This window comes from Priestia flexa, assembly GCF_021441905.1.
GTDB classification, from domain to species: Bacteria; Bacillota; Bacilli; order Bacillales; family Bacillaceae_H; genus Priestia; species Priestia flexa.
Map to the genome: position 1 here is coordinate 3,124,828 of NZ_CP090431.1, position 15,776 is coordinate 3,140,603.

The following is a 15,776-nucleotide window of genomic DNA, read 5'->3' on the forward strand; positions in this document are numbered from 1 at the left end:
AAAAAAATAGAATACGTACAATTTACCTATCAACTTTTCTAGCTTATTGTATAATAATCTTGTCGAATTTAAAAGAAGGGAGAAGCTTTGTGAAGAAGTTTTTTAATGAAAAAGGACTAACTCTTATTGAAGTTCTTGCTTCACTTGTCATTTTAATGATTGTTTTTACCGGACTTATGCACTTTTTTTCTAATGCTTATTCTTATACAAACAGAAGTCAAAACAAAACGGCAGGTATTAATGTAGCAAGGAGTGCATTAGCTTTTATGGAACGACAAAGCTTTATTGAAATGAATGAACAGCTAAATCAATCAGCTTCAGCAAAACCGCTTTATGTTTATATTTGTACTCAGAATAATTCTACAGCACAGTACTATAAGTATACAAAACTAGCTTCTCCACCGAACGGATGCGCACCCATTACAATTAATAATATTCCCTTCCAAGTAAAAGTGACGTATGACGATGAGAAAGGTCAGGAGAAAGAACATAACAAAGGTAATTATAAATATACCGTTCCCGTTATCGTTTCAGCAGAATGGAAGCGAAACAACGAAGAATTATCCACAACCGTGAAAGGAGCTATTGTCAGTGAAGATATTCGCGAAACTTATTAACAATGAGCAGGGTCTTACGCTGACGGAGCTACTAGCTACAATGGTTGTTTTAACCATTGTAATGGGTATTACATACAGCGTATTTGTAAACGGCATCACCGTCTCTAAAAAAATTGGTATTGAAGAACAAATTCGCGATGATGCAGATTATATCATCACAATGATGATGAACGAGCTAACAGAAAAAGGCTTTGACACGTTTGAAGATTGTAGTCCGCGCGGTGAAAAAGGTACGTGCATCTCCCTAACCGACCGCTACGCTCCACAGTACGACGAATACCGAGATAGCGAAAACTCTTCTGATGTTTTTTATGATGTGGAATCCAAAGAGCGACCGGCAGCTGAGCAAACGACATCTGAAATTGAACTCATAGCGACTGGGAGTGAAAAAAAAGTCGCCGTGAACTCATTACCGCTCGAGTCAGAAGCAGATTTTTCTGACTCGAAGTTTACCATTAGCTGCGCTGAAGAAGATAGCAGTAATCGTTGCATTCGAGGCTTATTAGATGTAGTGCTTATCGTGAAGCATCCTGATTTAGATAAAAAACTAACGCTCAGCAGTAAATTTGGCTTTTAAGGCGGTGAACAACTATGTTAAACAATGAAAAGGGCTACGGTCTAGTGCTCACGCTTCTTGTTATCACTGTTCTAAGCGTGGTGGGACTCGCTGTTGTAGCCGCAACGATTCAAGGAACCTTCCGTACAACAGTACGAGAAGTTGACGTCAATATTTCTGCGGAAGCAGAAGCAGCTATGGATGAAGTAGTTGGCGATTTGCGCACTGCGCTTCGCGAACAATCTACTCAATACATGATTTCCATTACGAAAGATGCAAATGGACAGATTGATTCACTCTTTGACACTCATTTAAAAGACCTAGCTCAAAAAATCGTCGTTGATGACTATAAAAAGAAAGATTTTTTAGAAGATGTCACCATCGAAGACGTGACAACATCTGAGTTAAATGCCAGCACGCTTTCTAATCATTTCACGCGCATTTATAACATCACGATTGTCACAAAAGCTCCTGATGATAAAAAAGTTTCAAAACTTGAACGTACTTATACAAAACGAGTCATTATTTCACCGACACCAAGCTTTTTACAATATGCACTTGGTTCCGCTGAATCATTAATTTTAAACGGCTCACCCACTATTACAGGAAACGTATTTGCAAATGAGTTAGTCATTCATAAAGAAGCTAACTATACGCCTACGAATGGAAGTGGACAGCAGCAGGTAGATACACCTTTCCCTCAGATTACAGGCAGTCTCTATTCGCAAAACAAGAATCTTTTTGCTGATAAAGAGCCACGTGAAGCTTTTTTTTATAAAGAAAAAGTACCTGCTTTAAAAAATGATAGTAACTTTATTGATTTTAAATTTGATGAAGCCATGCTAGAAGAAGAACGCCGAATTTTCAGTAGTGAAAACCTACAGTTCACGGAATCTTCAAGCGTAACCGCCGTTCTTAATAAAGCCATTTTACAAGCCGCTGACAAAGGTACAATGATAGCTGAAGATGTCCTAAATTCCATTTTCAACTCACTAAAACTACCTGACATTACGTCTTCTTTATTAACAAAGAATGGTTCTATACTAACGGTACCATCTTTATATGAAGTGCTCAGCTTAGGAGACGACCTTGTTTTTAGCCAAAGTACTCAAGTTGCCAATATCTCTGATTCCACATTATCGTCTATCGTTGTAAAAGGTGACTTGGTACTAAGCAACATCAGCAATCTCACGATTACAGATAAACTGTTTGTAGACGGTAACGTAACAATCACTAATTTAAAAGGAGCGAACATCACGTTACCAAAAATTATTTCTACTGGGGATATCACAATTGTAAATCAGGATGGAACGGTTACATTAACTGATTCGTTACTGACAAGTGGAAGCTTACTCATCGATACAAACGATGACATTTCGTTAGATCATCCATTGTTTGTGGGTAACAATTTAACCTTGAAACCTTTAAACAGCACTTTTGAATTAACAAAGAACATTGTGGTAAAAAACAATTTGACGATTACAGGTAATACGGATGTTTCAACCGACGAAAAGGAAATTGGGATGTTTGATTCCATTGTCTATACAGGTGGAGAGGTTAAAATTACCAACGTTAGTATTGAGGGCTTTAATTATAGTAATGAAGGAAAAAAAGGAATGCTGATTTTACTTGCTAAAGGTCCTATTAATTTAAACCGAATTAATGAGTTTACAACGTTTAATGATGAAGAAGAACAAAGAGTCAATTTCAAAAACTTAAAAGATCAACAGCAAGATGTATTCTCACTGTTACAAGGCTTTTTCTATACGGAATCTTCAGCTGAGCTTTACGGCGTAGGCTCACTGTTTGCCATCGACGGTGGAATTTTCTCTCAGGGACCGCTGACGGTTAATGCTGTGAGAGGTAACGTAGAAACTGAAAAAGACATCGACCGATCTAGTACCTCACAAGTAGGAAAGTATTCTCGTTTTAACGTTATTTATGACCGCAGCGTCTTATTAACAAAGCTTGAATCTCTACCGCTTGTTGATACGCTTCAAGTAATACCAGAAGCAACCATTCAACCGCGAAATTAAAAAAATCTTCTCCGTCAGGAGAAGATTTTTTTAATAATAAGGTGCCATAAATAGGTATACAAGCACACCTGTAAAGCTTACATATAGCCAAATCGGCATTGTCCAACGAACGATTTTTTTATGCTTAGTTACTTGCATCGTCCAACCCCAAACCGTTGAGAACAGCGCAAGTGGAACAACTACGGCCGCTAAGAAGCTATGAGTAATTAAAATAAAGAAATAGATTGGGCGAATAATTCCTTCTCCACCAAACTTTGCTGTTTCTGTTGACATATAGTGAAACGTCAAATAGAAAACAAGGAACAATAGTGTCGAAGAAAATGCCGCTAAAATAAACCCTTTATGAGCTTTAATGTTTTTCTTTAAAATTGATACTAGTGCCGCTACAAGAAAGATAAAAGTAAAGCTGTTTAATATTGCATTTAATCGCGGAAAGATTGTTAAATCAAAGTGAACCTCTCCTTGATAACCGATTGGTGAAAAGAACAGTGCTAAGATAATTGCGTTTGCAATTAATGAAACCGTTAAGATAATGCCCGTATAGTTTTTATTACTAGTCGGCACTACTTTCTCATTTTCCTTACTCATTTTCACAATCTCCTTACGTTTAGATTCATGTCAATTATATATCAGTTTTCCCATTGATTAAAGTGACAATACTTTGAACAGCAAAAAGCCGCGATGCTTAGCATCACGGCTTTCACTCACCACTTCGCCCCAGATCCATCTGTTCCTTGTCTTTTTTTCACGATAACGATCATACTAGAGCTAGCCCTTGTTCCGTCTTGTTTCACTTTTGCTCCAGTTGCCACCACAGATCCATATCCTACTTTTTTGGCCACAATAAACATGCTGTTATCTTTAGATACAATGCTAAATGACGGGTTATCCTTTGGCTCAGTAACAATACTTTCAATCACCTGACGATTTAGTAGCGTATCTAAAAGCCCACCATTACGATAAACAAGTAAATCTTTTATATTGCGCTCTTCTCCTGGTTCCATCGTAATCGAAGGATATTTAAATTTAAAATCATCAAGCACTTGTACTGGAATTTCCTTTTTCACAGCTCCGTCTACTGATTCTACTACCACAGTCGTATTTCCTGGTGCCACACCAATAATTCCATATTTAGATGAACCCGTTACGAGTATATCTTTTTTAACAATCCCCGTATCAGAAATCATCCATTTAACATCTTTATTCGTGGCATCCGCTGGTGAAACAGATGCATTTAACATTATTTTTTCACCAACAAACAGCGTCACGCTAGCTGGATCAACATTAATATTGTCAACTAACTTCCGAATGGTTACTGTCTGAGTAACCTCTTGATTAGCTTTTGCAAAACCACCCGTTGCACGAACTTTAATCGTTACTTCTCCTACTTTATCAACGGTAACTTCATCTTTTTGATGAAAGGTTGTCCAACTACCGTTGTTGACCTTATATTCATACGTTACGCCTTCTCCTGGAATTAAATCCACTAACGAGAACTTTACTTTTTCCGATGACACACTATCGTTTTTAATCACTTCGTTTGAATCTTGACCTCTTATTTCAAACGAAGGAACAAGCTTCAGCCGCTTTTTTGTGTCATTGCTATACGTTACGTCAATTGCTGTTTTATCACCTGTAAATACCATTGACTTAATTGGCTGAGCTAACTCTTGTTCTCCATCTTTTAGCTTAATTGTTTGAATAAGCGTATTGGTATTTTTTGTTATCTTTTCAATGTTACCATATGCATCCCCACTATATTTCTCAAGGGTATCTTCTAATACAACCTTCGCGATGATTGGTAATTTTGGAGCTGTTAAAATGACGCTTCTTGCTCCTGCATTACTGTCATTATACGAGACAGTTGGATTCTGGAACGTTTGATTCATTGCCCAATTTGCTTGAAGTTTAATCGTTTGCGTTAGCTTGTTAATGCTAAACGAACCATTGTTATAGGGAATATCCGTAAACGTTACTTCAATGAGATTTCCTTTCACGCTGACGTTTGAAGGCGGATTAACAACCGTTATCCCTTCAGGAAGAATCTGCGTTAGTTTAATAGTTTGCAGCGTGCCTCGATCAGCTTTTTCTAAAGTTGCATCAGGTGTAAGCGTATAGATTAAATCAAATTGGTTAGATTCGCTATTTCGATCTTCTTTTTTAATAAGCTGACCTACTTTGCTTGTATCTAAAAAACCAACCGTTCCTTTAAACGTTGGAGCAATTTTATCCTTGATTTCAACCTTTACTGCATCGTGCTTTTTCAAAATGGAACTACCGCTTAAATTTTTATAGGATAACGAGACGTCTGAAAAATTATACGTTCCTTTAGTATCAAACGTAAGGGGTAGGGAATACGATGTCGCAGAAGGCGTTTGACCTAATACATACGGAACGTCTTTTAAATTAATCACCGCATAGTCACCGTCCATATACGCATTGGCATTATCGGCTAACTTCACTTTTCCAGGAAACGACGTTCCGCTTCCCTGAATTTTCACTTTCACCTGCACGTCTTTCATTGCATATTGCCCAATTTCAGTCGTAATGCTTCGAAATAAATCGCTTAGGTTGCTTGTATCACCTTGATAGGCTTTAGAGCCAGTAGTTTCTGAGAGCTTAGTTAAATAGTTCATGTCTAACTCTTGATTTGTTCCAAAACCTATAGAGTAAAGTTTGACCTTTTGATTGGCTAGACTGAGAGCTTGATTAGTGCTCAAGCTTTTAATAATCGATTGTGGAGTTCCAGATGTATTAACATATATTCTATAGCCATCATCATCTAGTATATACGCATCTTGTGAACCATTGGTATATACATTGTAATATACCGTTTTATGACTATTAATCCTTACATAATCATACTTACAATATCCCCAAGAGTTACATTTACGAACGTTACCGGAAAAGTTAAAATACTTTTCTTCCTGAGCTTGGGTAGGAAATCCATCTGTGAGAAAGATAATATATTTATCATTCTTTGAATCTTTTAAGATATCACCTGCTCGTTCAAGTGACTGTGCATAGTTTGTTCCTCCATCAGCCGTCATACTTTGAACCTTTTTATTAATGGCTTGAAGATCGGAGGTTAAAGAAATAACATCCTTTACGTCCGTATCAAAAGTTACCAGTCCAAACCGATCATTCGCTAAACGATTTGCTTGAAAAACTTTAACTGCTTCATTCATCGCTTTTTTAGCCTCATCTAACTTATTTCCATATAAAGGACCCATCGATCCGGATTTATCAAGCACAAACACCACGTCTAAAGGCTTTCTAAGCTCATTTGAAATATCATCAAGCTTTCCTTCTGGATTAAGCGTAATATTTAAATCTCCCTGTGCATCAGCACCTAAAGGCTTTAAAAACTCTTCTTTTGACGGGCTTACGTTCACATTTAAAGCAGGAGTACTGCTTGCAGCTTGTCCTTGTAGAGGAACGAACGTACTGAACAACAAGATTGCAATAAAGAATCCTATCCACTCACCTATAACTTTGGTCATAGTATCTTTTATCCCTCTCTTTAGTATGTTTTACCATCATTATAATAAAAATAGTTCTTTATTCACAGTGTCGTTCACGAAATATTTTAAATAAAAAAGCAAGCCGTTCGGTGACGACTTGCTTTTTAGGCGCGTAATAAGAATGATCGAACTTCTGAAATAAAGTAAAGTGAACCTGTAATGACGATTAAGTCATTTGGTTTTGCATGGTGTAAAAGAGCTTGTTCAATTGCTTCTTGCCACTGTTCATTCACTTTTTTACTAGGGTGCTTACTGAGTTCATATAGCTCTTGTCCTGTTCTCGCTCTTGGAAAATCAAACGATGTAAAGGTAATACTTTCAGCAATACCTTCTAAACTTTTCACCATTTCTTTACCACTCTTGTCATTTAGGCAGCTAAAAATGATGTGAATCTGCTTGTCTTCATAGTGAAGACGCAGCGTACTTAGTAGGCTATTTACACCTTCTTGGTTATGGGCACCATCAATGATAACTAGTGGAGAATCACTCACTTTTTCAAAGCGTCCACTCCAGCGTGCTTTTTTTAACCCTTCTGCTAAATCAGCTTGAGAAAGCTGTAGTTCTCCTTTTTGTCCTAACAGCTCTAAAGCTCGAACCGCTAAGGATGCGTTTTTCACTTGATGATAGCCAAACATGCCAAGTTCAAGGTTCTCATAAGTATGGATAGGTGTTTGTAATGTAAAGGCTTCGCCATTTTCTAAAGCACTGTAACTTTCAATTGTAAACTCACTGCCCAAACGATCTAGCGACGCCTCATGGTCACGAGCTATTCCTTCAATTACTTCTATCGCTTCTTTTTGTTCTACACCCGTTACTAAAGGCACGCCTCGCTTAATGATGCCTGCTTTTTCAAACGCAATCTTATCTACCGTATTCCCTAAAATAGCCATGTGATCAAAGCCAATATTCGTAATAATGGTTAACAGTGGTTCAACGACATTTGTTGAATCGTATCGACCACCAAGTCCAGCTTCAACAAGAACATAATCAACGCGGTTATGGTAGCCAAAATATAAAAAGAACATGAGCGTAATGACTTCAAACTCAGTCGCAGCGCCAAATTCTGTCTCTTCTACTCTTTCTACAACTGCTTTAACTTCTTGTACAAGGCGAAGCATTTCCTCATCTGAAATTGGCGTTCCGTTTATGCTAATTCGCTCATTAAATGTTTCAATATAAGGAGAAGTAAATGTGCCTACATCATACCCTGCTTCTTGGAGCATATAGCGCAGATACGTAACGGTTGAGCCTTTTCCGTTTGTGCCCGCAATATGAATAGCTTTTATATTTTGATGGGGATAATCAAGCTGTTCAAGCATCCAGTTCATTCGCTCTAAGCCCGGCTTCATGCCAAAACGTAAGCGATTATGTATCCATTGTAAGGCCTCATCATATGTTTGTATCATCGCGGTCACCCTTCTTTTTGTATTATGATTATTATAGCGAATGCAACAGTAAAAATCGAATGAACTTAAAAGTCTGGTTGTGGTTCCGTTATGTATACAAAAAGCGCTGCTTCACAAGCAGCGCTTTTTTCTATTATTCCCCGCGCAATTCGACAATACGCGCTTGAACAGCTTCACGTTTTTCAACATAATCCTGTTCTTTTTGGCGCTCTTCTTCTACTACTTTTGCTGGTGCTTTTGCGATAAAACCTTGATTTCCAAGTTTCTTTTGAACACGCTCCACTTCTTTATTCAGCTTATCGTATTCTTTTTCAAGGCGCGCAATTTCCTCTTCAATGTTAATTAACCCTTCAAGAGGTAGAATTAATTCAGCTCCTGTTACAACAGCTGTCATTGCTTTTTCGTCTAAAGAGATTTCCGTAGAAATTGCAAGCTCACTTGGATTACAGAATTTCTCGATGTATGCACGATTTTTCTCAAGCTGCGCTTGAATCGCTTCATCTTTTGCTTTAATGAACAAGCGTACTTGCTTGCTCATTGGCGTATTTACTTCCGCACGAATATTACGCACTGAACGAATGATGTCTACAAGTAAGCGCATTTCGTTTGCCGCTTCTTTATTTGTTAGCTCTGGGCGTACTTCTGGCCATTTCGCTACCGTAATTGATTCGCCTTCATGCGGCAAGCTTTGCCAAATTTCCTCGGTAATAAACGGCATAAATGGATGTAAAAGTCGCATTGTGTTGTCTAACACATACGCTAAGATTGAACGAGTTGTTTTCTTAGCCGCTTCGTCTTCTCCATATAGAGGTAGCTTTGCCATTTCAATATACCAGTCGCAGAAGTCATCCCAGATAAAGTTATAAAGCACGCGTCCTACTTCGCCGAACTCATACTTATCAGCTAGCTTCGTTACGCTTTCAATTGTTTCATTTAAGCGTGTTAAAATCCACTCATCCGCTACTGATTTCTCACCTGACATATCAAGTTCTTCAAACGTAATGCCATCCATATTCATTAATGCAAAGCGAGATGCATTCCAAATTTTATTAGCAAAGTTCCAAGTTGCTTCAACCTTTTCAAAGCTAAAGCGTAAATCTTGTCCCGGTGAACTTCCCGTTGATAAGAAGTAGCGAAGTGAATCGGCACCGTACTTCTCAATCACTTCCATCGGATCTACACCGTTTCCAAGAGATTTACTCATCTTACGGCCTTGCTCGTCACGTACAAGTCCGTGAATTAATACGTCGTCAAATGGACGCTTGCCTGTAAATTCAAGACCTTGGAAAATCATGCGAGATACCCAGAAGAAGATGATGTCATAGCCCGTTACAAGCGCATTTGTTGGATAGTAGCGCTGGAAGTCAATCGATTCCACGTCCGGCCAACCCATCGTTGAAAATGGCCATAAAGCTGAACTGAACCACGTATCAAGTACGTCTGAATCTTGCTCCCAGTTTTCAATATCTGCTGGAGGCTCATGATCAACGTGCACTTCTCCAGTTTCTTTATGATACCAAGCTGGAATACGGTGTCCCCACCAAAGCTGACGTGAAATACACCAGTCGCGAATATTCTCCATCCAGTGTAGGTACGTTTTTTCAAAGCGATCTGGAACAAACTGAACCTTTTCTTCGCCTTTTTGAAGTTCAACTGCCTGATCAGCCAGCGGCTGCATTCTCACGAACCACTGCGTTGATAAGTAAGGCTCGACCACAGCTCCACTACGTTCACTGTGACCTACAGAGTGCATGTGATCTTCAATTTCAAATAAAATGCCATCTTCTTGTAAATCTTTTACGATTTGTTTACGACATTCAAAGCGATCCATACCTTCATATTTTCCTGCTTTGTCGTTCATTGTACCGTCTTGATTCATCACAAGGATGCGTTCTAAATTGTGGCGGTTCCCAATTTCAAAGTCGTTTGGATCATGAGCAGGTGTAATCTTCACAGCGCCTGAGCCAAACTCCATGTCTACATAATCGTCACCAACGATAGGAATTTCACGACCTACAATCGGAAGCTTAACCGTTTTACCAATTAAATGCTTATAGCGTTCGTCTTCAGGATGAACAGCAACTGCCGTATCACCTAGCATTGTTTCCGGACGTGTTGTTGCAATTTCAATATGCCCAGAACCGTCGGCAAGCGGATAGCGCATATGGTAAAATGCACCTTGCACATCCTTATAGATAACCTCAATATCAGATAGGGCTGTTTTTGTTGCTGGATCCCAGTTGATAATATATTCACCGCGGTAGATTAAGCCTTTTTTATATAGCTTAACAAATACTTCACGAACGGCTTTTGATAAGCCTTCATCTAACGTAAAGCGCTCGCGAGAATAATCTAAGCCAAGGCCTAGCTTGGACCACTGCTGACGAATAAAGCTGGCATATTCTTCTTTCCACTTCCACGTTTCTTCTACAAACTTCTCACGCCCTAAGTCATAGCGGCTCTTTCCTTCTTGACGAAGCTTTTCTTCTACTTTTGCTTGCGTAGCGATACCGGCGTGATCCATTCCAGGCAACCATAGAACGTCATAGCCCTGCATGCGCTTCATACGCGTTAAAATGTCTTGTAACGTTGTATCCCAAGCATGCCCTAGATGAAGTTTACCCGTTACGTTTGGCGGTGGGATCACGATTGTGTAGGGCTCTTTCTCAGCATCGTTTGTTGCTTCAAAAAACTTCCCATCCAACCAATATTGATAGCGATTTTCTTCAACAGATTTTGGGTCATACTTCGTTGAAAGCTTTACTTCCTGTTCTGACATACTCTGTACCTCCATGTATAATTTCTTATATAGCTTTCGATATGCGAAAGCTCGAATGAACATAAAAAAACTCCTTCTTCCATAAAAGGACGAAAGGAGTTGATTTCGCGGTACCACCTTTTTTTATAGACTTCTCCCGTAAAGACGTCTATACACTTCATTTCATAACGGTTCATTAACCGGTTTCTTCTACTTAGACCAAAGTCTGTTCAAAAAAACTACTCATAGGCGACCTTCCAAATAAGCTTTCCTAAGAAATCTTTCAGCTACTGATTTCTCTCTCTAAAGGTGCTTTATTTTGTACTCTTCCTACTCACTGTATGTTCATATTATTTTCTCTTAATTATACTATATGAAAAAATATGAAGTCGTCAATAATCTTCTCCATTTTTTTCTCATTCTATTCACAAACACGCCAGATCTTACGAAAAAAACTGAACACCTAGCGCCCATGATTCATACATTATTATGTAACGGCCTGCAAGCAGGAAAGGAGCATATGAAGTATGAAAAAACGAATTAACTTACAGTTTAACTCTTATCAAGTACAGCGCTGGTTTAAAACGATTGGCGCAGCGTGTGCCCAATTCATCATTCCCCTGACGATTATTCAAGGAATTCGAACGCTTTTTTTCCCCACCACGTTCGATGTTTTCCTTCTTGCTATTTTTGCACTCATCACCATTGTTCTCTATCTAGAATGGATGTAAAAAAGAGTTTGGGACATAACAAAATGATTGCTTCTAAAAGACGAACACTAGCTGTTCCCATCTCTTTAGTTTGTCTCAACACGTTCGTTCCATTGCGCTACGGTCACTCGCTTTCCGCGGGGAGGAACCTGAGCTTCCTCGCTGCGCTGCGGGATCTCCGTTTTCCCTCTCTTTCCCGCAGGAGTCGAGTGTCCTACGCTCCATTCCACCCTGTTTCCAACATTGTTTTCACAATCAACCAAAAAACCTGAACGATTAAAAATGATGAACTCTCAATCGTTCAGGTATAGTAGAGGCTGAACTACTTATGTCTCAGTCTCATTAGCAGCCGCTTCTGCTGCTATTTTTTTCTGTTGATCTACTTCAAAGATTTTAATATTGACCTGTTCAATATTTTTTGTTAGCCAGTATGCTCGAATCAACGATTGCATATGTTCAAGCTCAGTTTTATACCGCTGGTGACGATACTGCATGATGCACTGATATAAAGGTTCTGGAAAAGCAAGATATGAATGCAAAAGTAAACGTTCCTCTTCTCTCAGTGCAAAATGCTTCTCGTATGTTGCGAACCATTCATAGCTATCTAAGCTCGTTAATGGATATGTGCGTAGCGTTCGCAAATAAAATGAGACAAGATCATGAATCGGTGAAGCCTCACGCGCTTGCTCTAAATTAATAAAAAAGCCATTCCCGCGTTCATCGTATAAAAAATGCTTTGCCGACAGCTTTCCATGAATCGTCACAAGTCGTATTTTTTCTTTTTCTTCCATTTCGGTGTTCCATTCATCTAACCGACTAAACCCAAATTCCATAGCCCGCATCATTTCATAATACACGGTACAAAAATGAAGTTCAAAAGGGGACATATACACCTTTTTTTCACATTCCATTACATACTCTTCAAGCTCTTTTTGACGGTCTTCCCACGTTGTTTTTAATCCCGTATAGTGCGTTTCAATATCTTCCTTTTTAACTTCAACTTCTTTTGAAGAAGTACCATGAAGCTTTGCTAACTCTTGAAATAATTTATGATATCTTACATCCCGTTCGTCAGAAGGTGTATTAGGAAGCCAAGGCATCAAATAATAACCTTTGTTTTGGTGGGTTACCACAGGCGAACCTTGCCTGGATTGATAAATGGGGACAAACCCCATCCATCCTTTATGCTGAAGATTTTGAAGACTTCTAATAAAATCATGACTTCTAATTTCAGCTTCCTCTACTTCTTTTAAGGCATAGACTCCGCTTTTGGTATAGACTTTCTTTACCTTCCCGTAGTCTTCGATAAAATCAATTTCAAGCTGATACTGCTTTAGGAGTTCATGATAATTAACAGGTTCCTGATAGTTCATACTCACACCTCCTTGTTACTTTCTATGCATTGAACATTCATTTATACACAAAGAAAACAGTTAAGACGTAGCAGAAGTCAAAACTGTTTTCTATTGCTATTTTAGTTAACAGGAATGTTTAGGATGCTTCCTTCTTCTAACTCTTGCTCGTCTTCTAAATCATTTACTCTTAAAAGACTCTGTACGTTTGTATCATAGCGTTCAGCAATCGTATCAAGCGAGTCTCCACTTTGGACAATGCATAAGCGCCATGTCGCTTGTTTCTCTTCCTCACGAGAAAATAGCTTTGTTAAATACAGCGCATTTTCCGCACGGTTTGAAGCCGATTCCTCTTCCTTTCGAAACTCTACTACAATTTCATTTTCTTCCTGCTCTTTTTCTTCATAATGTGCTATTTCTGTTTCTTCTTCGCCCCAACTGGACGCATCTTCACGTGCTTGAAACAGTTCAATTACATTATCTTCGCGTTCTTCTTCCGCTTCTTCTTTTTTCACTTCTACTTCAAACGGTTCATACACATCTTCTTCGTACTTTACTAACGTTTCTTTTGGTTCTTCTTTACGGAAAACGGACGAAAAATAGTTCTGCACCTCGGCTTCTTTTTCAACTTCCTTTACGTCCACTTCTTCCTCGACAGAAGCGTTACGATAAGAAGCTTCAAGCTCTTCTTCATGTTTTGCTTCTTCTTCAACAGAAGTATTACGGTAAGGAACTTCAAGTTCTTTTTCTTCTTCTACTTCTTCAACAGCAGTGTTGCGGTAAGAAGCTTCAAGCTCTTCTTCATGTTTTGCTTCTTCTTCAACAGAAGTATTACGGTAAGGAACTTCAAGTTCTTTTTCTTCTTCTACTTCTTCAACAGCAGTGTTGCGGTAAGAAGCTTCAAGCTCTTCTTCATATTCTGCTTCTGGTTCTTCAATTTCTGCCCAACCTTCTTCCTCTTCTCTTACGTGACTTTGCTGTTCACCGTAAAGACCCGTAATCGATAAATCCGCCATTAGCTGTAGGCAATCCGATTCTGGTAACTCATAATCAAATAAATCAATTGATACATAAACATCTTCCATATTCTGAATACGATTTTTAGGAATCGTAATGTCAACAGGGAAGGCATGTGATAGTTCAGCTGTACCATCTTCTCTAACAAGCACTGATTCAACGTGCTTTTCGTTTGTATATTCGCGCAAAGAGTGTGCTTCCTCTTCTAACGTTTCATATTCACCTGTTAGCAATAAAGCTCCACGAATGGAGACATATTGATCATATTCTTGGATTGCGACCTGAGGCTCTAAGGAGATTGATAAAAGCTGAGACACTTCCTGTCCCTTTTGAAACCATACTGATTCTTCTACTGAAAAACGCAGACCCGATAAATTATCCTGCGACAAATTGCTCTCCCCCTTCCAACACCTTACAAAATAGCGTTGTCATTAAAGATGTATGAAAGTGAAAAATAAAATATGTCTTTAAAAGCAAAAAAGCTTACGTTTATCACGTAAGCTCTTTGGATTATGAACGAAGTTTAGCAAAGGCTTTTTCAGCAGCTTGGATTGTAAATTCAATATCTGCATCCGTATGAGAAGTCGATAAAAACATACCTTCAAATTGAGAAGGTGGTAAAAAGACTCCTTCATTCGCCATTTCACGATAGTACTTGCTAAAGTATTCAAGATTTGATGTTTTCGCTGTCTCATAGTTAATTACGTCTTCGTTTGTGAAGAACAAGCCAATCATAGAGCCAGCTCGATTAATTGTATGAGGCACTTCATATTTTGCCGCGGCTGCTTTTAGACCTTCTTCAAGGCGATCTGCTTTTCTAGAAAATTCATCATACGACTGTGGCGTTAACTGCGTTAGCGTCTCATAACCTGCCGTCATGGCAAGTGGGTTTCCAGAAAGCGTACCCGCTTGGTAAATTGGACCACTCGGTGCTACTCGCTCCATAATCTCCGCTTTACCACCGTAAGCACCAACCGGAAGGCCACCACCAATTACTTTTCCTAAGCAAGTTAAATCAGGCGTTACGTTATAGTAACCTTGCGCACAGTTATACGCTACTCGGAAGCCTGTCATCACTTCATCAAAAATTAACAGTGAGCCATAGTCAGATGTAATTTCACGAAGCCCTTCTAAAAACCCAAGCTGAGGTGGTACTACTCCCATATTACCAGCTACTGGCTCAACAATAACACCCGCAATATCTTCACCAAACTGCTCAAACGCATACTTTACGCTTTTTAAATCATTATAAGGAACCGTAATCGTATTTTTAGCAATTCCTTCTGGTACACCAGGGCTATCTGGTAAACCAAGTGTTGCAACACCCGAACCAGCTTTAATTAACAATGAATCGCCGTGCCCGTGATAGCATCCTTCAAATTTTAAGATTTTATTTCGATTCGTATAGCCACGAGCTAAGCGAAGAGCACTCATCGTTGCTTCCGTTCCAGAACTCACCATACGAACAATTTCAATTGAAGGTACACGTGAGATTACTACTTTAGCTAATTCGTTCTCAATTAAAGTTGGAGCACCAAAGCTTGTTCCAGACTCAGTTACTTTCTTAATTGCTTCTACCACACGATCATTTGAGTGACCATGAATTAATGGCCCCCAAGATAGGACGTAATCTACATATTCATTTCCATCAATATCGTAGATTTTCGCTCCTTTTCCACGTTCCATAAAGATAGGATCCATATCTACAGATTTAAAAGCACGAACTGGGCTATTTACTCCGCCCGGCATTAGTTGCTTTGCTTGAAGAAAGGCTGCTTTTGATTTTTCATAACTTCTCAT

General features: G+C 38.9%; 11 protein-coding genes and 1 other annotated feature. Of the genes, 4 read left to right on the forward strand and 7 right to left on the reverse strand.

The genetic code is table 11. The features are described 5' to 3' along the window. Nucleotides 1–89 precede the first annotated feature (89 nt). The 3 genes from LZP85_RS16135 to LZP85_RS16145 are packed head-to-tail and all read left to right on the forward strand — an operon-like array spanning nt 90 to nt 3,209. Nucleotides 90–617 carry a type II secretion system protein gene (locus LZP85_RS16135; RefSeq protein ID WP_206782149.1) on the forward strand — a complete coding sequence of 176 codons (528 nt, stop codon included), beginning with the start codon at nt 90–92 and terminating at the stop codon, nt 615–617. Next, complete coding sequence (locus LZP85_RS16140) at nt 592–1,194, forward strand: PilW family protein (RefSeq protein WP_186317475.1); 603 nt, start codon at nt 592–594, stop codon at nt 1,192–1,194. Before LZP85_RS16135 ends, LZP85_RS16140 begins: the two co-directional genes overlap by 26 nt. Nucleotides 1,195–1,208: 14 nt before the next feature. After that, nucleotides 1,209–3,209, forward strand: a complete 2,001-nt coding sequence (locus tag LZP85_RS16145) for a hypothetical protein (protein ID WP_206833170.1) — start codon at nt 1,209–1,211, stop codon at nt 3,207–3,209. A gap of 30 nt (nt 3,210–3,239) precedes the next feature. Here the strand turns inward: LZP85_RS16145 and LZP85_RS16150 are convergent, their stop codons facing one another. The 4 genes from LZP85_RS16150 to LZP85_RS16165 all read right to left on the reverse strand — a co-directional run bounded on the left by LZP85_RS16150 (nt 3,240) and on the right by LZP85_RS16165 (nt 10,918). Continuing rightward, a complete protein-coding gene (locus LZP85_RS16150) occupies nt 3,240–3,797 on the reverse strand; it encodes a DUF420 domain-containing protein (RefSeq protein WP_206782151.1) in 558 nt (185 codons plus the stop codon). Between the two features lie 116 nt (nt 3,798–3,913). After that, nucleotides 3,914–6,712: a VWA domain-containing protein gene (locus LZP85_RS16155; RefSeq protein WP_234561802.1), complete on the reverse strand. Its 2,799-nt coding sequence runs from the start codon at nt 6,710–6,712 to the stop codon at nt 3,914–3,916. A gap of 125 nt (nt 6,713–6,837) precedes the next feature. Beyond that, entirely contained in the window at nt 6,838–8,139 is a 1,302-nt protein-coding gene (locus LZP85_RS16160; RefSeq protein ID WP_076512655.1) for a bifunctional folylpolyglutamate synthase/dihydrofolate synthase, read from the reverse strand. 133 nt (nt 8,140–8,272) lie between these two features. After that, entirely contained in the window at nt 8,273–10,918 is a 2,646-nt protein-coding gene (locus LZP85_RS16165) for a valine--tRNA ligase (protein ID WP_234561804.1), read from the reverse strand. A gap of 82 nt (nt 10,919–11,000) precedes the next feature. Further along, nucleotides 11,001–11,244 (reverse strand) — a binding site (T-box leader). 180 nt (nt 11,245–11,424) lie between these two features. On the opposite strand from LZP85_RS16165, the gene LZP85_RS16170 reads away from it, so the two are divergent. After that, entirely contained in the window at nt 11,425–11,628 is a 204-nt protein-coding gene (locus LZP85_RS16170; protein WP_119543208.1) for a hypothetical protein, read from the forward strand. 305 nt (nt 11,629–11,933) lie between these two features. Here LZP85_RS16170 and ysxE read toward each other — a convergent pair whose 3' ends face one another. From ysxE to hemL, 3 genes are all read right to left on the reverse strand, one after another. After that, nucleotides 11,934–12,980 (reverse strand): spore coat protein YsxE, encoded by a 1,047-nt coding sequence (gene ysxE / locus LZP85_RS16175; protein ID WP_234561806.1) that lies wholly within the window; start codon nt 12,978–12,980, stop codon nt 11,934–11,936. A 101-nt stretch (nt 12,981–13,081) separates the two neighbouring features. After that, nucleotides 13,082–14,365, reverse strand: coding sequence for a stage VI sporulation protein D (spoVID, locus tag LZP85_RS16180; RefSeq protein WP_206782153.1), 1,284 nt, complete (start codon nt 14,363–14,365; stop codon nt 13,082–13,084). A 121-nt stretch (nt 14,366–14,486) separates the two neighbouring features. Continuing rightward, the gene (gene hemL / locus LZP85_RS16185) at nt 14,487–15,776 is read right to left on the reverse strand and encodes a glutamate-1-semialdehyde 2,1-aminomutase (protein WP_061785023.1); all 1,290 of its coding nucleotides are present in this window, start codon (nt 15,774–15,776) and stop codon (nt 14,487–14,489) included.